This is a genomic window from Microcoleus sp. MON1_C1 (assembly GCF_036701945.1).
In the GTDB taxonomy this organism is placed as follows: domain Bacteria; phylum Cyanobacteriota; class Cyanobacteriia; order Cyanobacteriales; family Microcoleaceae; genus Microcoleus.
Window position 1 is genome coordinate 15,788 of record NZ_JAUBRO010000036.1, and the last position, 20,866, is coordinate 36,653.

Here is a 20,866-nt window from a genome sequence, read left to right on the forward strand (position 1 = left end):
TTAAGGGGGGCTAGGGGGGATCTCCGGGTTTAAAGACACACCTGAGATACCCGACTTCTTACAAAATTCACGATTCTGGCAAAAACCTATTACAGAAGTCGGGGTTCTTGCACACTATACAATATAAACAATATCATTCCTAAAACAAATGATTTGCTGTCTTAATCCCGACTGTCAAAAACCTGAAAACCCCGACGGACAAACATATTGCATCAGTTGTGGTCTTCAACTCGTACCCATCCTGCGAAATCGTTTCCGCATGATCAAACTCCTCGGTCAAGGTGGCTTCGGCAGAACCTATTTAGCAGAAGATATTGATCGACTCAATCAACCCTGTGTCGTTAAACAATTAGCACCAGATGTCCAGGGAACTTGGGCGATTAGCAAAGCGGTAGAATTATTTCAGCAAGAAGCCAGACAACTGCAACAGCTAGGACAACATCCCCAAATTCCATCACTAGATGCCTATTTTGAACAAGACAAATATTTGTATCTAGTACAACAGTTTGTGGATGGGGATAATTTGTTGACGCTTTTCCAAAATCAGGGAATTTGGCAAGAAAACCAAGTTAAGCAACTCTTACTCGAACTTCTACCTGTTCTCAAGTTTATTCACGAACAAAAAATTATTCACCGAGATATCAAGCCTGAGAATATTATGCGCCGTCGCAGCGACGGTTTGTTAATGCTAATTGATTTCGGAGTTTCCAAACAGTTGTCGGGAACAGTGATGTCGAGACTGGGAACGCAAATTGGTTCGCATGGTTATGCACCGCTTGAACAAATGCAAGGGGGTGAAGCTTATGCAGCCAGCGATTTGTTTAGCTTGGGGGCGACGGCTTTTCATCTAATGACGGGGGTACATCCTTATGGTTTGTGGACAGAACACGGTTATAGCTGGACAGGAAATTGGCAGCAACATTTGAAAACTCCCATAGATCAGCGATTGGAATTGATTTTATCTAAGTTGTTGGCAAAAGATATCCAGCAGGGCTATCAATCAGCAGAGGAAGTTTTAATAGATTTTCAACGTCAGTCAACGCCAAATTTTATACAGACTTTAAAAAAGTTTGACTTTGACACGGTGACAGTTGATGTGCGGGGTAATATAACTAGCCATCAACACCGTCAAGCACAATTTTTTAGGGAAAATTTAGGTAGCGGTGCAACCTTAGACATGGTAGCAATTCCTGGTGGCCGTTTCGTGATGGGTTCTCCCAATACGGAAGCAAGGCGAAGTAACAATGAAGGGCCGCAGCGTACTGTTTATATCTCTCCTTTTTTTATGGGTAAATATCCCATTACTCAAGAACAGTGGGAAGTAGTGATGGGGAATAACCCTTCTCATATCAAAGGTTTGAAACGTCCTGTAGAACAAGTAAGCTGGAATAATGCTCTGGAATTCTGCCAGAAAATTTCTCAAAAAACCGGCAAGATTTATCGCTTACCTTCGGAAGCCGAATGGGAATATGCTTGTCGCGCCGGAACTACAACGCCTTTCTATTTTGGCGAGACAATTACCCCGGATTTAGTTAATTATGATGGCAATCATCCCTACGGTTCTGCGCCGAAGGGACTTTACCGCAAACAAACAACGGATGTGGGGAGTTTTGGGCCGAATCCGTTTGGTTTGTATGATATGCACGGGACTGTTTGGGAATGGTGCAGCGATAAATGGCACGATAATTATAGTGGCGCGCCGACTGACGGAAGTTCTTGGGAAACTGGAACAGATAATAACCGAGTGCTGCGTGGTGGTGGCTGGAACTGCAATACGGTCTATTGCCGTAGTGCCTATCGTGGCAGGCATTGGGCGGGGGCGGTCCATCGCAGCAGGCACCTGGGTTTTCGCGTTGCGGTAGCGTCGGTTTCTTCCTCGTCCTAGTTTCCGCCTAGTAGTGGTAGGGTGCGTCGCCCGCAACAATCTACAAATCAAATCGACAATCTCGCAGCGACACACCGCGAGAGTCAGTCAGGTGCGTCGCCATCTCAAACCTATAAATTCCATCGAATATCCCACAGATCCGCACCCTACAAACACTGTTGACCTGCTATCATCAAGATAGACGCATCGTAGGAAAACAACCGATGACACTAACAGAATTACTCCCTACTATTAGAAAACTGTCTGCGATCGATAAACGAGAGTTAATCCGTATTCTTATGGCGGAAGAAGATATCAGTGAGAATATTTTTCCTTTGGAACCTTACAAGACTTACTACTTACCAACTCCCTACGATACTTTTGGCGCTGGTGCAACTTTTATGCAGGCAATGAATCAGGCTAACAGCGACGAAAAGTGAGTATTATGCGATTTCAATACTCTACCAATCACCCCTCTCAAGATGAGTTTGACAGCTTACCGCGCATTCCCTTGATTCTGGCCACAATAACGAGAGAGTCGAAGTTGTTGGGTTAGTAGACAGCGGTGCAACACTGAGTGTATTGCCTTACCAAATAGGAATTCAGCTTGGCTTAGTGTGGGATGATAGCAAAGCCATTATTCGACTGGCCGGTAACGTGGGTAATCCACCAGCGATGCCAGTATTTTTCATGGCTGAAATAGGGGAGTTTGCTCCGGTAAGATTAGTATTTGCTTGGGCAAAAAGTGATAGTGTATCATTGATTCTGGGACAGACAAATTTTTTCTTAGAGTTTGACGTTCACTTTTATCGTTCTCGGCTTGAGTTTGATATTGAGCTGAAGCGTTAATTTCCACCATAATTTATTGGCACGGTTCACTCCTGTGATACTTATCCTTCAATTCAGTCACAGCCAACTATAGCTACACAATGTGGCTAACGCAGAATTAAGACAATTGACAGAAGATAAGAGTCAAATTTTATCTACTTTGTCCTATCCTTTTCAAAATCAAGCAGGTTTGGTTGAGACAGGTTCGTCGCCCCTTTTCTACTTTCGGCTGGAAGGGGATATTTGTATCGAAGTAGTTTGCGGTAGTTACAAAATTTTTCAAGAATTGGAATCGGCGGTTGAAACCGCGTCTACACCAACGAAAACCTGATGGTGCGTGGGTTGCAGCTTTAGGGTGCGTCGCCATCTACAATCTCCAAGTAAGATGCAAATCTCACATATCCGCCCCCTACAAATTAGACTACTGGACGCACTCCGCCTTCATAACCGGGTTTTTTACCGAATCTGCGAGAGCGAACGAAGTATTTTCATAAAAAAAAACCCGGTTTCTGGGCCCCATGCGTAAGTCCTATACAATATAAACAATATCATTCCTAAAACAAATGATTTGCTGTCTCAATCCCGACTGTCAAAAACCTGAAAACCCCGACGGACAAACATATTGCATCAGTTGTGGTCTTCAACTCGTACCCATCCTGCGAAATCGTTTCCGCATGATCAAACTCCTCGGTCAAGGTGGCTTCGGCAGAACCTATTTAGCAGAAGATATTGATCGACTCAATCAACCCTGTGTCGTTAAACAATTAGCACCAGATGTCCAGGGAACTTGGGCGATTAGCAAAGCGGTAGAATTATTTCAGCAAGAAGCCAGACAACTGCAACAGCTAGGACAACATCCCCAAATTCCATCACTAGATGCCTACTTTGAAGACAACAAATATTTGTATCTCGTACAGCAGTTTGTGGATGGGGATAATTTGTTGACGCTTTTCCAAAATCAGGGAATTTGGCAAGAAAACCAAGTTAAGCAACTCTTACTCGAACTTCTACCTGTTCTCAAGTTTGTTCACGAACAAAAAATCATTCACCGAGATATCAAGCCTGAGAATATTATGCGCCGTCGCAGGGACGGTGTGTTAATGCTGATTGATTTCGGAGTTTCCAAACAGTTGTCGGGAACAGTGATATCAAGACGGGGAACGCAAATTGGTTCGCATGGTTATGCACCGCTTGAACAAATGCAAGGGGGTGAAGCTTATGCAGCAAGCGATTTGTTCAGTTTGGGGGCGACGGCTTTTCATCTACTGACGGGGGTACATCCTTATGGTTTGTGGACGGAACACGGTTATAGTTGGACAGGAAATTGGCAGCAACATTTGAAAAGTCCCATAGACAAGGGATTGGAAGTGATTTTATCTAAGTTGTTGGCAAAAGATATCCAGCAGCGCTATCAATCAGCAGATGAAGTTTTAATAGATTTTCAACGTCAGTCAATACCAACTCCCGCACCGATACTAAACCCCACAGTCCCTGTGATTCCACAACACTCTTTGCCGTTACAAACTAACACAACAAGGCGAGGTTTATTGCAATTAGCGGGTTTTGCTGGGGGAGGATTTGCATTAGCCCTGCTGAGTCAAAGTTTGTTGAACAACAAATTTTCTTCATCTTCACCAAATCTTCCACCTCGCTCCAAAAATGAGCAGCCATCTCCTCAATCATCAGCTCAAAAATCCTATCCAAAAACTACAGCCAAAAAATCATCGCCTCAAGCATCCCCACAATCTGTAGCAAAAAGTCCATCGCCCAAACCATCTCCAAAACCATCTCCAAAACCTGCAACAGAAACTCCAAAACCTAAGTTATCTTCCAATGCTTTAAAAAGCTTTACTTTTGAAACAGTGACAGTCAACTCAACGGGGCAAATCGCCAACCGCCGTCAAGGAAAAGCACAGGCTTTTATAGAAAATATTGGGAATGGTATTAGTCTAGACATGGTAGCAATTCCTGGCGGCAGTTTTGTGATGGGTTCCCCCGATACCGAAGCCGGACGAAGTAGCTATGAAGGGCCGCAGCGTACCGTGAATATGCCTGCTTTTTTTATGGGTAAATATGAGCTCACTCAAGAACAATACCAAGCGGTGATGGGAAATAACCCTTCTGAGTTCAAAGGTGCGAAACTTCCTGTCGAAAAAGTAAGCTGGAATGACGCTGTGGAATTCTGCAAGCGGCTTTCTAAAAAAACAGGCAAGACTTATCGCTTACCTTCACAAGCGGAATGGGAATATGCTTGTCGCGCCGGCACTAAAACACCTTTCTATTTTGGTGAAACAATTACCCCGGATTTAGTTAATTATAATGGCAATAATCCCTACGCTGGGGCATCGAAGGGACTTTTCCGCAAACAAACAACGGATGTCGGGAGTTTTGGGCCCAATGCTTTTGGACTTTATGATATGCACGGAAATGTTTGGGAATGGTGCAGTCATCTCGACAACGATCGCAACGATCGCCCGGTGCGGTGCGGCGGTTCCTGGAACGACACTGCGGTGAATTGTCGCAGCGCCTATCGTCTTAGCAATTCGGCGGGCGATCGTTTCTCGGACATCGGTTTTCGCGTGGCTTTGGTTCCCGCCTAGTCTCCGGTTTTCGGTTCTTTGCTGTAGTCTCCCGCGAGGCCTCTTCTTTTAAGACTCGGCGGTTGAAACCGCGCCTACACGAGACTTTACCTGGATGGTGCGCGGGTTGAAGCCGTAGGGTGCGTCGCCCGAAACAATCTGCAAGTTCGATCGACCATTTCACAGGGACGCACCACAAATTAGTAAGGTGCGTCGCCCGAAACAATCTGCAAGTTCGATCGACAATTTCACAGCGACGTACCCTACAAATTAAACTGAAAAACTTATCTGCTCCGTGCTATTGCCATAACTAGCCGCGCCCAAATAGACTTTACATGACCGCACAGATTCCCATGATGATATAGTAGGTGAATTTTATGAATGAGTCAAGCTCGATCGCGCTTAAATTCTAATATTTCAAAAAGCCAGTGAAGCAATTTTATAATTTATTTTCCATTGCACGATCGCCTATTTTTTCGTTCCCTTCTGCTGGGACAAGAGTTTGACTCTTAAGCGATTGCAAGAGACTGCTGGCGAATTTAAAAATGGTTTCACCCTTCACCCCTAAAAATGGTGGCTCTGGACTAAATGTTTAATTAACCATATAGCTATTAACTAGCCAAAGCGAACCCAAATGCTGCATTCCAGATGTGAGGGGTAACAGCTTGGCGAATTCGCCAACAGTATTTTTCAATCACCGAATCCGTCGCCCACAATTAATCAAGGTTAATATAGGATCAGGGGGCGATCGATACTACAATGCCATTGAACGCCGCATCGCTTCTGTCTGAAATGCTACACGAGTTGGAAATAATGACAGATCCGTGGCAAGATTAAGGGAATGTTAAGTTATGCGACGCTTTCGCAAACAAGATTTCCCGCTGAAACTGTCCCCCTAACCCACCTTCCCCATTAGGAACCCACCCATCTATGATTCCCAACCATTCCTTCGCGGCTGACGAGCATTCTAACAAACCCGACAAGCCCGAGGAAGCTTGTGGCGTTTTCGGTATCTACGCACCGGGTGAAGATGTCGCCAAGTTGACCTACTTCGGTTTGTATGCTTTGCAGCACCGCGGTCAGGAATCAGCAGGAATTGCCACCTTTGACGGTGAAAAAGTCCACCTTCACAAAGATATGGGACTGGTTTCCCAAGTCTTTAACGAATCGAGTTTAGGTCACTTGCCCGGTAACTTAGCCGTAGGCCACACTCGCTACTCTACTACCGGCTCGTCGCGGGTTGTCAACGCTCAACCTGTTGTCGTCCAAACCCGTTTGGGAAGTCTCGCCTTAGCACATAACGGGAATCTTGTCAATACCAAAGAATTGCGGGAAGAATTGCTGTCTCGGAAGTGCGAATTTGTCAGCACGACGGATTCAGAGGCGATCGCAGTGGCGATCGGTTCCGAGGTAGACAAGGGCAAAGACTGGCTCGAAGCAGCGATCAGCGCCTTTGGTATGTGCCAAGGAGCCTTTAGTTTGACGATCGCCACCCCCCAAGGCGTGATGGGAGTCCGCGACCCCCACGGCGTCCGCCCGCTGGTAATTGGCATCCTCCCCACAACTCCGGTACGATACGTTTTAGCATCGGAAACTTGTGGCTTGGATATTATCGGTGCTGAATTTTTGCGGGACGTAGAACCGGGGGAATTAGTTTGGATTACAGAGGAAGGTATGGCTTCCTTCCACTGGAGTCAGCAGCAGAAGCGCAAACTTTGTATCTTTGAAATGATCTATTTTGCTCGACCCGACAGCCAGATGGAAGGTGAAAGTTTGTACAGCTACCGGCTGCGGATCGGGCGTTTGTTAGCAGCAGAATCTCCGGCTGATGCGGATATAGTCATCGGCGTTCCCGATTCTGGAATCCCGGCGGCGATCGGCTTTTCTCAAGCTTCCGGCATTCCTTACGCCGAAGGATTAATTAAAAACCGCTACGTCGGGCGCACTTTTATTCAACCGACTCAGACAATGCGGGAGTCAGGAATCCGCATGAAACTCAACCCTCTCAAAGATGTGTTGGAAGGGAAGCGAGTAATTATTATCGATGATTCGATCGTGCGCGGCACTACCAGCCGCAAAATCGTCAAAGCCTTGCGGGATGCTGGCGCGACCGCAGTTCACATGAGAATATCCTCGCCGCCGGTGACTCATCCTTGTTTCTACGGAATCGACACCGACAATCAAGATCAGTTGATTGCTGCTACTAAGTCAGTCGCAGAAATCGGCGCCCAAATAGGGGTTGATTCTTTGGCTTTCTTGAGTTGGGATGGAATGCTGAGGGCGACTAACGAAGACCCGATGAGTTTTTGTTCGGCCTGTTTCACCGGCGATTATCCGATCGACGTTCCAGAAGTGGTAAAACGGTCTAAGCTCATATTAGAAAAAGCTGGAACCTAGAAAATCAAAAAGCGGGAAAGCGATCGTCCGTCACTTTCCCCAATTTATGGATTTTCAAGTTTTTCTGGTAAGTCATTGCCAGAATGTGTGTAGAAATGTTACATTAACTTAGCTTTAGCAGTTCTTGCAGAATTTGTGAAGAGTAGTGAACAGTCGGTTGGGTAGAACTTGTGTGAAACCCAACACTGGGATTTTAGATTGGAGATTGCAGATTTGAGATTTGAGATCTGTCCTTCAATCTAAAATCGCCAATCTAAAATCGATGGTTTTTTCCTACACTCTCGTTCACAATTGCTGCTCGAAACGCTGTATGCTACCTGCAGACTGGAGGTAGTTCCTCCAGATGTCCACTCTCAGATGGAAGTCGCATTTCGCACCAACAACGGGCACATGAGATTTTTTCAGATAACAGGGTCGATCGCACTAATTTTTCCCACACAAGTATTCCACAAGCCAACTTGCTTGAGAATCGCGGACGGGCTGTTCATGCGAACTAAAGAACTTTAGGAACCCTTGCAGAGTAAAAATATGGCTCCTTGCAGTTTGAAGCAGTGATTTCACCTGCATAGGGATACAACCCCCCGACTCCTGTCCGGGAGAGCCAAAAAATTTAGATCTTAGTTAAGCCCCCAGATTCATCTGTGGAGTGAATCTAAAATCTAAAATCTAAAATCTAAAATCGATTGACTGTTACAAGGCGGAATGCGGTTTCTCAAGTCAGCTTAAATCGGAAACTTCGTGCAATCAAATACTGTTCTCAATCCCCCGAGCAATCAAGACTCGTCCTCTCGTACAACAGAGTTACCTTTTACTCTTCAAGATATCAAGGCAGCCATTCCAGCCCACTGTTTTGAGCCCTCGGCATGGAAATCTCTGGCTTATTTCTTTTTAGATATTGGCATCATCGCCGGTTTGTATGCGATCGCCTACACCGTCGATTCCTGGCTGTTTTACCCAATCTTTTGGTTGATGCAGGGAACCATGTTTTGGGCATTGTTTGTAGTGGGCCACGACTGCGGACACGGTTCATTTTCTAAGAGCAAATGGCTCAACAACCTGATCGGACACCTCTCCCACGCTCCAATTCTCGTGCCCTTCCACGGTTGGCGGATTAGTCACAGAACCCACCACGCAAATACAGGCAGCTTAGATAACGATGAAAGCTGGTATCCGGTATCGGAGAGCAAATACAATCAAATGCCTTGGTACGAAAAGCTGGGACGCTTTTATTTGATGTTATTTGCCTATCCAATTTATCTATTTCGGCGATCGCCCGATCGGGAAGGTTCTCACTTCATGCCCGGTAGCTCGATTTTCCGTCCGTCCGAAAAATGGGATGTGTTGACGAGTTCCGCATCCTTGGTACTGATGGTAGCCTTTTTAGGCGCCCTAACCTATCAGTTTGGTTGGCTGTTTTTACTCAAGTTCTACTTGGTTCCCTATGTAGTGTTCGTGATGTGGCTGGATTTGGTAACATTCCTGCACCACACAGAAGCCGATATTCCTTGGTATCGGGGTAAAGATTGGTCTTTCTTGAAAGGTGCATTGTCTACGATCGATCGCGACTACGGAATCATCAATTCCATCCATCACGACATCGGGACTCACGTAGCCCACCACATTTTCTCGACAATGCCGCACTATCACTTGAAGGAAGCAACGGAAGCCATCAAGCCAGTGTTGGGCGATTATTATCGCAAGTCAACCGAGCCAATTTGGAAGAGCTTTATTCGCTCTTACTGGGATTGTCATTTTGTCTCGGATACAGGATCGGGGGTTTACTACGAATCGCCTCACAGTCGGCGATCGGCTGAAGTTAAGTAGCTTAAATAAACAATAGAATACGTAAAAACTCGGCTTCTTAAAGAAACCGGGTTTTTCTTTTTTGCGCGTGTTTGATAATAAGATGTTCCACATTTAACCTGGATAGGGCGGGCAAGATGCCCACCCCACAATAAATTTAAGAGTTTTAAAAATGCAAACTAACTAAATGTTTTTTAGCTAAGCGTATCCGCTGAAAAGAACACAATCAAAGAGGTTTTTAAGTTGTCACACGTTTAATCTATATACTTATTTTGATGGCAACTTTTGTGAGCCGTTGCTTCTAGCCCGCCCCAAAGATAAAAACTAAATGTAGTACAGCTTAGTTAGGACTTCAGTCCGAGCAAGTTTTATGAGGACTGAAATCCTCAGTACCAACTTTATAACGGTTATTATACCGGAGATAATATTACAGATTGCCTTTAAGCCCGATCGCCGTGACAATAGTCCACGCATCTACCAACAGCAACAGCAGCGTACATAAAAGTAAAATAAGATACATCCAAGGCTGCGACAAAGGGCGGACATCTCTAGTATCAATACCTGTTTTTGCTTCCACCAAACCGACTAATTTACCAAACCCAGCCACTCGCATTGGCAGCAAATAACCTTCTCCCGAATGACTCAAAAAATAGTAAACTAAACCTCCTTGACCGGTCGATCGAGGTTTGAGAGCTTTCACCTCAGTCCACGGTAGCGACCAACCCTTACGAAAAAAACGCGGAAACCAGTTGGGATATGTGACTTCAATCCCTTCTTCGCTGACAATTACCCTTTCACTGAGCACGCCGTAGAGACCCACAGCCCCGACAACAATTGCTGCCCAGAGTGCGGCGGGGGGAACGGGTGCTTTGGTTACTTCCGACAAAAAGGGCAAGGGAATGGTTAGGGCTGCGTACAAGCTCAACAGCGTGATTCTAATCAGGGGAGAAAGCCGGAATATCGCCGGCTCAAATACTGGGGCAGAAGATGGGGAAGAGGCGATCGGTTCTACTGACATGGCTGAAATTCGAGAAGCTGTTTAATGATATTTTTGCACAGCTTTCGGGCCCGCCAACAAAACTCAGGGAAATACGAAAAACCGGACAATATTTGCAGTTGTGAGTCTTGATCTAAAATTCATTTCAGAAACTTTGATTCTTAACTGTTGAGTTTTTACCGCTTTGCAGAAGTTGGAATTTTGAGCGCGGAGTTATCAATTAACTGACAATTTATAACTCAAAACTCACAACTGCGATTAATCGACGGCGGTTAGTGCCGGGACAGTCAAAGGTTCTGAGATTTCTCGGGATTTGGGGCGGCCGACCATTACTGCTCGATCGCCCTGAACTGCCTCTGGCGATCTGCTAGGATTGACGTTTGAATAGGGGCCTTCGTTAATCTGCAAGCGATCGCAAGGAATTTTATCCGACAAAATTGCACTGGCCATCATTCCGGTGTGAATTTCCAATGCTGCGGCCGGCATCGCTTCAAACACTAAGCGCTGTCCGGGAAACACCACTCGTTCAAAGTACCAGTTAGGAATGTTGGCGATGCGAGCAATCTGAATTTGACTGGTGGCGTTGACGTAGCAGCACAGAATTTTGCTGTCGGCGTCTGAGGGTACGGGGTCAAGAATTTGAGCCATAACTGCTGAGGGAGCTTTGCCTAAAAGTTTTAGTTATCTTCTCAGGCTAACACTAGGCGATCCCAGCCTACTGTAAAGCCGACTACCAACTCCCTCACAGATTAGAGACCGATCGTACCTAACTTAAGATTTAACCGGATAAATATCTGGTTTTTAACTCCCCGCTGGGATTTTCTGTCAAAATACGCTGTATTGGCTTAAAAATTAGCTTTTTTCTACTGCTGTCGCCGATCGACACCAACAAGCTCGGCCTTAATCCCAATAGAAAAATTTAAGAATATTTAATGTCAAATTGCGAAAATTAGATAGATTGTAAAGTTATATTAAAAGAATATTAACATAGCTGAAAAAGTTCCACTTTAGGATATGGCAATCATGGAAAACCGAGAAAACCGAGTCCTGTACGTTCGCCTCCCTTGCAATCCTATTTTCCCGATCGGAGTTGTGTATCTTTCGGATCACGTACACAAGCTGTTTCCCGATGTCGAACAGCGCATTTTTGATTTAGGTGCCGTACCCCCCCTGGATTTCGCTAAAGCTTTAGATGCCAGCATAGACGAGTTTAAGCCGACTCTGCTGGTTTTCTCTTGGCGGGACATTCAAATTTACGCGCCCGTGGGCGGCAGGGGCGGCAATCCGCTGCAAAATGCCTTCGAGTTTTACTACGCCAAAAATCCGCTGATCAAGTTCCGGGGAGCACTCGGAGGACTGCGTTTAGCAGCGTCTTACTACACCGAACTCTGGCGCAATTTGGGACTGATTAAGCGCGGATTGAAGCGGGCCCGGAAATACCGCCCCGAAGCTCGTGCAGTGGTCGGAGGCGGTGCTGTGAGCGTGTTTTACGAGCAGTTGGGCCGCAGTTTGCCGGCGGGAACTGTGGTTTCGGTGGGGGAAGGCGAAGCTTTGCTGGAGAAGTTGATTAAGGGCGAAGATTTGGCCGAGGAAAGATGTTATGTGGTGGGAGAAACCGTGCCGCGCGCGAAGCTAATTCACGAAAAACCAGCCAACATCGAGAAAACTGCTTGCGATTATAACTACATCGAAACCATTTGGCCGGAATTTTCCTATTATCTACAGGATATGGACTTCTACGTGGGAGTCCAAACCAAGCGCGGCTGTCCTCATAATTGCTGTTACTGCATTTATACGGTGATTGAAGGGAAACAAGTGCGGATCAATCCGGCGGATGAGGTGGTGGCGGAGATTCGGCAATTGTACGATCGAGGTATCCGCAATTTCTGGTTTACCGACGCTCAATTTATCCCAGCACGCAAATTCATCGACGATGCAGTTGAATTATTGCAAAAAATCATCGCCGCCGGCATGGACGACATACACTGGGCCGCTTACATCCGTGCGGACAATCTCACACCAGAGTTGTGCGATTTGATGGTAAAAACGGGGATGAATTACTTTGAAATCGGCATCACCAGCGGTTCCCAGGAACTGGTTCGCAAAATGCGGATGGGCTACAACTTGCGAGTAGTTTTGGAAAATTGTCGCGATTTAAAAGCAGCAGGTTACAACGATGTGGTTTCAGTTAATTACTCGTTTAACGTCATTGACGAAACCTTTGAAACCATCCGGCAAACTATTGCTTATCACCGAGAATTAGAGCGAATTTTCGGAGCCGATAAAGTAGAACCAGCTATTTTCTTTATCGGGTTGCAGCCGCACACAATTTTGGAAGAATACGCCTTTAAAAAGGAGATTCTGCAACCTGGTTACGATCCCATGAGTTTGATGCCTTGGACAGCGCGCAAGTTGCTGTGGAATCCCGAGCCTTTGGGTTCGTTTTTCGGGCAAATTTGTTTAGAAGCTTGGCAGCGTAATTCCAATGATTTCGGCCGCGAAGTGATGGCTATTTTGGAGGAAAAACTCGGCTGTGCGGAATTGGAAGAGGCATTAACCGCGCCTGTGGAAATCAAAGACAAACAGTTGGCAGCAGTTAATTAATTACCAGGTTCGCAGTCAGGAGGACGGTTATTTAAAAAATGGGAAATGGGAGAAAAAATGTATCTTCTGTTTCCCTTTTTATTCTTCACTAAATAGCTAAGCGCAAATAAACATTACGCTGTAACTGAGTCAGTTCGCGATCGCCTGGGAGGCGAGAAACCCGGTTTCTACGAAAATCAAAGGTTTAGTAACGAGAAATATATGAAGAAACCCGGTTTCTCAGATTGGCGCGAACAAGTCATAAAATCTTAAAAATGTCATAAATGCAAGAGATTGCTTTCCTTCGATCGCATTGACATACTTATGTATTTTCACTGGTGTAGGGTGCACAGCTCGCACCTTACTTAAACCGACAGTGTACCGTGTTTCTGCACCTTTCACCTCTGATATTAAATATTATTAATATCCAGCAAAGATCGCTTAAGATGTAATTATATAGTTAAAACCAGGAGTGACAAGATGTTTTATAAAGATAGAGTTAAGGGCATTAAAGGAGTAGGTCTAGTTATAGCAGGCATTAGTGCGATTCCCTTCGGGATAGCTTCGCTTCACGGCTTTTTGACAGCCTCAGCAAAAGCAACTCCACTAAATCAACCGATTGCCAAAGTTCGGGCGATCGCACCCAACACTTTGGGCAATAATCAACCGCTGCAAATTGCTCAAGTTGAGGGATGTCCGAGAGCCCAAATGGTGCAATTTTTCGCAACGCCCAACTTTTCTATATACATTTGCAAAACCCAGGAAGGCGAAATTTTTTACCGCGGCCTCAGCAAAATAAATGGCAGCCAAATCAATGTCATGCAAGTAAGGACAGGTGACGACGGAACTTATGAAGCGACTAACGGCAATATTATCTATTCGATTAACCCGGAACGCCTACAAGTCCGGCAGAATGGTAAGGTAATTTTGACGGAAGCTGTCATCAAGTAACACTAACTGTTATTTAATGATAATTTCACTAAATTTAGGGTGTATTTTATTTAAGTGAAAAATTCAAGAGCAGCCAAAACATATTGATTCCTTAATAATCAAAGAGAATCAGTGGTAACGCTTATAAAATTGACTAAGTTTTGTTCAAATACCTCTCAATCAAGACGATCGCCACTATATCATCTACCGGCCGCGGCGGAGTCCGCATCCCCTGGGGAATCAAGCGAGAAAGTCCCGTCGGAGGGTACATTTCCCAGTAGCGTTCTTTGGCTTCCAAACTGCTGAACCTCTCGTCAACCCGAACAATTTCGATCTCCGGCGACAAACTCTGCGTCAGTTTTTGTTTCCAACTCTTAGAAGTCGTTTGATCTCCCATCACTAATAACTCAATGGGAAACTGTTGGCACAAAGATTGAATAGTAGATATCGCTGCTTCCGACAGCACAACTTGATAGTAGCAGACCTTCTTATCTCTACCCATTACAGCTATGCCGCATTTGTCTTTACCTGGATCGAAACCTAAAATCATATTATATTTATTAGTTCTGAGTTAATAAGTTTGTAGTTGCGCTGTTGTGGCCGAGGAAACCCATCGCCAACCTAGATATCATTTGATACTTGCATTCTTGAATGTCTCAAAATTTTTGCGGGCGATCGTACTTATTTTACTTGAGTTTTTTGTAGAAGTGACATATTATATCATCATGGGAATCCGTGCGGCCATATAATGCCTAAAATCAGAAACCGGGTTTTTGCCACAATCTTTGCTTTCCCGTTTTAATTTATCGAAAAAACCCGGTTTCTTTGACTCCCCGCGCAAAAACCCGGTTTCTCTCACCCCTGTGCAGGCGGTGCGTCGCTATGAAATTGTCGATTTGATTTGCAAATTGCAGATGGCGACGCACCCTACTATCTTGAATCGGTGCAAAGATGAGTTCCCCCAAAAAAAATTAAAGCGCGCGCAAGAGGGTAAAGAGGAAAAAGGGAAAAGGGCTAAAGAGTCAAGAAGAGTCCTCACAGATAAGACAGGGAGGAAGGGACAGCCAAAGCAACCGCTACACGAAAACCCCTGCACGGGCCCAAGAGGCCCGAGTAGCGCGCAGGGAAGAAGCTGCGGAAGGCAGCACGGCAATTGACCGCACCGATCCTCCACGAACCTCCACGCAGCACTCGGCCACTACTTGTTCCAGTTTCCCAAGAACTTCCGTCAATCGGTGCGCCGTCATAGTTAATGTGCACCTTATCGCTGCACCATTCGCCGACCTGACCGTGCATATCATAAAGTCCAAAGGCATTCGGGCCAAAACTCCCTACATCCATTGTTTGTCTGCGAACAAGTCCCTCGGGCGCTGCACCATAGGGTTGATAACCGTTATAATTAACTAAATCCGTGGTAATTGTCTCGCCAAAATAGAAAGGTGTTATAGTTCCGGCGCGACAAGCATATTCCCATTCTGCTTCCGAAAGTAAGCGATAAATCTTGCCTGTTTTTTCAGAAAGTTTCCGGCATAATTCTACAGCCTGATTCCAGCTTACGGTTTCTACAGGAAGTTTATCACCTCTAAACTCCGAGCGATTATTTCCCATAACTGCTTGGTACTGTGCTTGGGTGAGGGGGTATTTTCCTGCATAAAAAGCTGGTACTGTTACTTGATGCTGCGGACTTTCCTTATCTTTTCTACCTCGCTCTGTTTCTGGCGAACCCATCATAAATGTGCCTCCGGGAATGTAAACCATTTCGAGCACAACTCCATTACCTAAGTCTTCCGGGAAGTAATGAGCAAAAGACTTTCTACGACTGTTTTCTTTTCCTTCAGCATCCACTGTGATGACATCAAATTCAAATGTAGGAAGATAGTCTTGAAACTGCGGTTTTATCTTTAAATCATCTCTATCTTTCACGAGTGAATAGGCAGCAAATTTCACCTGCATTGATTCCTCGCGCAAGGCTTGCATTATCACATCTAAGCCTGCTTCTCCATATTTGAGTGCTTCGGAGAGGGCGGCGATTCTCACTTCGACAATGGGTGAGGCTAGGCGGCTTTTAACACCAGGAATGCCTCCGAGTACCGCAGCATTGACAGGAATTGAATTTTGACCGCCACGGACGGCATCGTATTCTCTGGGTTCATTTTGATTGTCTGACATTACACCGCACGCTCCTGCATTTTAACAGTTGACAGTTGGCAGTTGGCAGTTGATGATTGCATAGTACCGGAATCGAACCATTTATGCTTGACCGATATTGGCTCTATTTATGAGGTTATTTATGTCCGCGCCTGATGTGGCGGTTGCTATATATATGGGGGCACGGATTCCCAGGATTAAATGATATGTCAATGGCGCAAAAATGTCAAGCAAAACTGTAATTAGATCGCCCAAAATCTTGGCTAAAATTCGATATGTCGATCGCACTTATTATTTAACTTTCAAATCTCCTCGACCCGGTGGTTGTTGTCCGGTGCGGAAAACAACGGCTCCGTTTTCAAGAGCCACTAAATCTATTTTAAGCGGGCCGGCGATGTAAGTGACATCTGCAGCGATCGCCTGAACGTCCAGCGGTTTCTCGTACTGCTGCAATCGCTCGATAAAACCAGCTAAAGTTTCAATCTGACTGTCGGCAACTTGGACTCTACCGCCGACAACACCGATCAGGCGAGCGCGAAATTGACAAGCTTCTATCAATTGCAGCAACTGCTGTCGCACCTGTTCGTCGGTCAAAGTCACCGGATCGACAGCAACCCCTGCAATCACATCTCCAGCGCGGAAAACCACTCGATTGATTTCTGCTTCTGCAAATACCTTAATTACCTTTTCTTCCCGCAGGTAATTAGCGCCCGCGACAATTCGCACCACGTAGTCTTGACCGTCTTTAATCTGACTAATTAGTTGATCGATTTCTGCTTTAGTAATTTGAATAACCTGGTCTCTAACCTTCCTATTTTCCGGCTGCATCAGTCCCACGGTGGTTTTATTTGCTTCTTGCAAAAGCCGATCGATCGCGCGGCTCGCCATACCGGGTTCGATAATGCGAACGACGCCAGCAGCTAAAATTTGACCGCGCCTGATGGCAACTGTACCCTCGCGGATTGCCTGAAAGTCGCGTTCCAAAACTTGCACTTGCTGCTGCAAGACAGTTTGTTGCTGTTCGAGTTGAGCTTGTTGCTGTGCCAAGGTTTCTAATAGTGCTTCCCTCTCGGCAATTACTTTGTCGCGCTCGACAATAGTTCGATCGCGCTCGGCCAGATTTTGCACCCGCTGAGCAATTTCCTTGTCTCGTTGGGCAATTAGTTCGTTGCGATCGACAATTGCTGCGTCTCGCTTAACAATTTCTCCCTCTCGCTGGGCAATTTCCTTGTCCCGCTGGGCAATTTCTGCGTCTCGCTTGGCAATTTCTCGATCGCGCTGGGCAATTTGAGTTTTTACCTGCTCTCGCTGCTCGATTAACTGTTGGCGTTCCTCTTGCAGTTGGGCGATTTCCGATCCTAAAGTCGTTTTTTGAGCAGAAACTGTTTTCAATTGGTTCTCAGTGCGATCGAGCTGAGCTTGTGTAGTCGATCGGATCGTTTCAACCAGTTTCAATTGTTCTTCGGTGCGGGATTTAGCTGCTTCCACGCTGCTGAGCTGTTCTTCTGTCTTAGATTTAGCCGCTTCTACCTGACTTAACTGCTGTTCAGTTTTAGACTTGGCTGCTTGCACGCTGTTGAGCTGGGCCCGCAGCGAGTTTAATTTTGTTTGCGTCCGAGCTTGCTCGGCATTAGCTGCTTGGAGGGATTGATTAATTTGCTCTAAATTGGCTCTAGCTTGCGCTTGAGCGGCTCTTGCTTGAGCTAATTCAGTTTCAATTCGATTTTTTTCTTGAGTGGCCTGGTTGATTTCTCGGCGGGCGTTGTTGAGCCTTTTTTGAATCTCGTCTATTCTAAAAACTCCCGTTCGCAGCGGCTTGCTAGTAGCAAACAAAATGGCCAGAGTAATTGCTGACAAGATGCTGCCGGCCATCACTGTCACAACAACAGCAGTATCGCGGGGGCGAAGCTTGAACAAGCTCAACCTTGCCTTGCCGACTTTCGTCCCAAGGCGATCGCTGACAGTGGCGATCACACCCCCCAACACTAACATTACAAATACCAGGATGTATCCAGCAGTCATTCCGATTTTAGATTTTGGATTTTGGATTTTGGATTGAATCTAAAATCCAAAATCCAAAATCCTATACTTTCTCGGCATCAAGTGAATTGCTGGCTTAAAGCCACCGGGTTGTGGACTGTGATCTTTTTCTTGTGGATCGAGATCATTGTTTCTTGCCTGAGATCCCCCAGCAAACGAGTCACCGTTACCCGAGTCGAGCCGATCGCTTCGGCGATCGCCTGGTGGGACAGCTTCAAATCAATCGTAATCCCCTCTGTACCGGGCACGCCAAAATCCCGGCACAGAATCAGCAAAAAGCTGACGAGTCTCGAACCCATATCTCGGTGGGCCAGCGTTTCAATCATCATCTCGGTTTGCAAAATCCGAGACGACAGTCCCCGCAGCATCACCATCGACAGTTCCGGGTCTTCCTTGAGCGCTTTCTCGACTTGTTCGATCGGCAGCGAGATCAACTCTACCGGCGTAAAGGCTACCGCGTGGTAAAACCTGTCCGATCGGTGTCCCGTAATCAGAGACAGCACCCCAAATACGCTATTTTCGCGCAGGAGGGCTACTGTAATTTCTTCCCCTGCTTCGTACACCCTGGAGAGCTTCACAGCACCTCTAATGAGAACGTAGACGCGCTCAGCCGGGTCTCCAGGGAAAAAAATTGTCTTGCCCCGTTCAAAGGTTTCCACAATGGGTGGAAACGCCCCGCCGCTGATTTGGCGGAACACGGCTGCTAGCGGTCTATCATGCGTCACGACTAGATCCTTCTGTACTAATCAATACTTTATAACTTGCCGATTAACCTTATTGAGTAAATATACTGCCCAACCTCCAATATCCAAGGATTCGGTTACTTCCATCTAATGTTAAGGTAAACACGCACTGTATGATTAAATCTAGCCCTTCTCTTAACTTTTTCAATTCCGCCCCCATGTAGCTCCACAGCAAAATTAATATAATTGTGTCTCAATTGTGTCTCAATTGTGTCTCAATTGTGTCTCAATCAGTTAAAGCTGAATCAGTTGTGTCTAAACTGGCGGGGTTGTCGCACAGAGCCAATGAGAACGGTGCTAGTTGCTTCTAGAAGAAATACAGATGATAGATTTGACCGGAAAAAATGCTCTTGTTACGGGCATTGCCAACAATCGCTCGATCGCCTGGGGCATCGCTCAGCAGCTCCACAAAGCTGGGGCCAACCTCGGCATAACTTATTTGAAGGACGAGAAAGGCAAGCACGAGCGCAAAGTCGCTGAACTGGTGGAACCGCTCAATCCCAGTCTGTATTTGCCCTGCAATGTCCAAGACGAGAGCGAAATTGAGTCTACTTTTCAAACCATCGCCGACAAATGGGGCAAGTTAGATGTCCTGATCCACTGTCTGGCTTTTGCCGGCAAGGACGAACTTTCGGGAGATTTCACCAACACTTCGCGCCAAGGTTTTTCCAATGCTTTAGATATTAGCGCTTACTCGCTGGTACGGCTTTGTGCAGCAGCTAAACCGCTGATGGCCGAGGGTGGCAGTATTGTGACGCTGACTTATTTGGGCGGCGTCCGGGTAGTTCCTAATTATAATGTGATGGGAATTGCTAAGGCGGCTTTGGAAATGAATGTTCGCTATCTGGCTGCTGAACTGGGCCCGTTAAATATTCGGGTAAATGCGATTTCTTCTGGCCCGATTCGGACTCTGGCTTCGTCAGCAGTTGGCGGTATTCTGGACATGATCCACCACGTTGAGGAAGTGGCGCCGCTGCGGCGGACGGTGACTCAGCAGGAAGTGGGAAATGCTGCGGCTTTTCTGTGCAGCAATCTCGCTAGCGGAATTACGGGTCAAGTTTTGTATGTCGATGCCGGTTACGAAATCATGGGAATGTAACAGTTGTCGAGAATTTTGAGTTATGTAGGGGCGGGTTGAGACAATAAACTTTAACTTTAACAAGTAAGTTTTATGCAAAAACCGCCCCTTTCGAGAGTTTTGAGTTGTGGATAATTCTCTTAACTAAACACTTGAGAATCAGCGCTGCTCAATCTGTAATCTTCAATTACTAATTATCAATAACTAATGAATGACCCATTGCGAATTATGGAGATAATAGATCGCCCTTCTGTACCTCCTGCAACTTCAGTTCAACCAGCTAGGGCCGCCTTGGTGAAACGCACGACACTGGAAACGGATGTCACGGCCAGCCTCAATCTAGACGGTGTAGGAACTTGCAAGGCGTCTACGGGGATTCCGTTTTTAGACCATATGTTGCACCAGATTGCTTCTCACGGATTGATCGATTTGGACGTGCAGGCGATCGGTGATTTGGAGATTGACGACCACCACACGAACGAGGATGTGGGAATTACCTTAGGCCAAGCGCTAGCAAAAGCTGTCGGCGATCGATCGGGCATTTCTCGCTTCGGGCATTTCATCGCACCTTTGGATGAAGCTTTAATTGAAGTAGTGCTAGACTTTTCGGGACGGCCTCACTTAAGTTACAGCTTGGAAATTCCCAACCAGCGGATCGGCACTTACGATACCGAATTAGTCAAAGAGTTTTTTTCGGCGGTGGTGAACCACACTCAAATGACGCTGCATATTCGACAGTTGCAGGGGGGAAATTCTCATCACATTGTGGAAGCGGCGTTTAAAGCATTTGCGCGAGCTCTGCGGATGGCGGTAGAAATCGATCCGCGCCGCGCCAGTCGGATTCCGAGTTCTAAAGGAGTTTTGTAGTATGGGGTT

The 20,866-nt window shown here is 46.1% G+C and carries 17 protein-coding genes; 11 read left to right on the plus strand and 6 right to left on the minus strand.

The annotated features are described in order from the left end of the window. The first annotated feature begins 148 nt into the window (after positions 1-148). From QUA62_RS19890 to QUA62_RS19920, 7 genes are all read left to right on the plus strand, one after another. Positions 149-1,885, plus strand: a complete 1,737-nt coding sequence (locus QUA62_RS19890; protein ID WP_333406186.1) for a bifunctional serine/threonine-protein kinase/formylglycine-generating enzyme family protein — start codon at positions 149-151, stop codon at positions 1,883-1,885. A 203-nt stretch (positions 1,886-2,088) separates the two neighbouring features. Beyond that, entirely contained in the window at positions 2,089-2,304 is a 216-nt protein-coding gene (locus tag QUA62_RS19895) for a hypothetical protein (RefSeq protein WP_333406187.1), read from the plus strand. A gap of 142 nt (positions 2,305-2,446) precedes the next feature. Next, positions 2,447-2,713: a hypothetical protein gene (locus QUA62_RS19900; RefSeq protein ID WP_333406188.1), complete on the plus strand. Its 267-nt coding sequence runs from the start codon at positions 2,447-2,449 to the stop codon at positions 2,711-2,713. Positions 2,714-2,795: 82 nt separating this feature from the next. Next, positions 2,796-3,023 (plus strand): hypothetical protein, encoded by a 228-nt coding sequence (locus tag QUA62_RS19905; RefSeq protein WP_333406189.1) that lies wholly within the window; start codon positions 2,796-2,798, stop codon positions 3,021-3,023. Positions 3,024-3,255: 232 nt separating this feature from the next. Beyond that, complete coding sequence (locus tag QUA62_RS19910; protein ID WP_333406190.1) at positions 3,256-5,292, plus strand: bifunctional serine/threonine-protein kinase/formylglycine-generating enzyme family protein; 2,037 nt, start codon at positions 3,256-3,258, stop codon at positions 5,290-5,292. A gap of 909 nt (positions 5,293-6,201) precedes the next feature. Next, positions 6,202-7,668 (plus strand): amidophosphoribosyltransferase, encoded by a 1,467-nt coding sequence (purF, locus tag QUA62_RS19915; RefSeq protein WP_333406191.1) that lies wholly within the window; start codon positions 6,202-6,204, stop codon positions 7,666-7,668. Positions 7,669-8,406: 738 nt separating this feature from the next. After that, positions 8,407-9,492, plus strand: coding sequence for a DUF3474 domain-containing protein (locus QUA62_RS19920; RefSeq protein ID WP_006634013.1), 1,086 nt, complete (start codon positions 8,407-8,409; stop codon positions 9,490-9,492). Positions 9,493-9,898: 406 nt separating this feature from the next. Here QUA62_RS19920 and QUA62_RS19925 read toward each other — a convergent pair whose 3' ends face one another. Together QUA62_RS19925 and QUA62_RS19930 are read right to left on the minus strand one after the other, a co-directional pair. Beyond that, on the minus strand, positions 9,899-10,489 hold the full coding sequence (locus tag QUA62_RS19925; protein WP_333406192.1) for a hypothetical protein: 591 nt from the start codon (positions 10,487-10,489) through the stop codon (positions 9,899-9,901). A 237-nt stretch (positions 10,490-10,726) separates the two neighbouring features. After that, on the minus strand, positions 10,727-11,116 hold the full coding sequence (locus QUA62_RS19930; protein ID WP_006634015.1) for a DUF1830 domain-containing protein: 390 nt from the start codon (positions 11,114-11,116) through the stop codon (positions 10,727-10,729). A 375-nt stretch (positions 11,117-11,491) separates the two neighbouring features. Here QUA62_RS19930 and QUA62_RS19935 point away from each other — a divergent pair, with 375 nt between their 5' ends. Together QUA62_RS19935 and QUA62_RS19940 are read left to right on the plus strand one after the other, a co-directional pair. Next, positions 11,492-13,072, plus strand: coding sequence for a photosystem II high light acclimation radical SAM protein (locus QUA62_RS19935; protein ID WP_333406193.1), 1,581 nt, complete (start codon positions 11,492-11,494; stop codon positions 13,070-13,072). Positions 13,073-13,531: 459 nt separating this feature from the next. Next, a complete protein-coding gene (locus QUA62_RS19940; protein ID WP_333285865.1) occupies positions 13,532-14,002 on the plus strand; it encodes a hypothetical protein in 471 nt (156 codons plus the stop codon). A gap of 133 nt (positions 14,003-14,135) precedes the next feature. Here QUA62_RS19940 and QUA62_RS19945 read toward each other — a convergent pair whose 3' ends face one another. The 4 genes from QUA62_RS19945 to ntcA all read right to left on the minus strand — a co-directional run bounded on the left by QUA62_RS19945 (position 14,136) and on the right by ntcA (position 18,894). Beyond that, positions 14,136-14,531: a pre-16S rRNA-processing nuclease YqgF gene (locus tag QUA62_RS19945; protein ID WP_333406195.1), complete on the minus strand. Its 396-nt coding sequence runs from the start codon at positions 14,529-14,531 to the stop codon at positions 14,136-14,138. Between the two features lie 485 nt (positions 14,532-15,016). Next, a complete protein-coding gene (locus QUA62_RS19950) occupies positions 15,017-16,150 on the minus strand; it encodes a formylglycine-generating enzyme family protein (protein WP_333406197.1) in 1,134 nt (377 codons plus the stop codon). Positions 16,151-16,420: 270 nt separating this feature from the next. Beyond that, a complete protein-coding gene (locus QUA62_RS19955; RefSeq protein WP_333406199.1) occupies positions 16,421-18,151 on the minus strand; it encodes a DUF3084 domain-containing protein in 1,731 nt (576 codons plus the stop codon). 77 nt (positions 18,152-18,228) lie between these two features. Next, positions 18,229-18,894, minus strand: coding sequence for a global nitrogen regulator NtcA (ntcA, locus tag QUA62_RS19960; protein WP_006634020.1), 666 nt, complete (start codon positions 18,892-18,894; stop codon positions 18,229-18,231). Positions 18,895-19,234: 340 nt separating this feature from the next. Between ntcA and fabI the strand changes: the two genes are divergently transcribed. Together fabI and hisB are read left to right on the plus strand one after the other, a co-directional pair. After that, a complete protein-coding gene (gene fabI / locus QUA62_RS19965) occupies positions 19,235-20,011 on the plus strand; it encodes an enoyl-ACP reductase FabI (RefSeq protein WP_006634022.1) in 777 nt (258 codons plus the stop codon). Between the two features lie 207 nt (positions 20,012-20,218). After that, complete coding sequence (gene hisB, locus QUA62_RS19970; RefSeq protein ID WP_190657741.1) at positions 20,219-20,857, plus strand: imidazoleglycerol-phosphate dehydratase HisB; 639 nt, start codon at positions 20,219-20,221, stop codon at positions 20,855-20,857. The last annotated feature ends 9 nt before the right edge of the window (positions 20,858-20,866 follow it).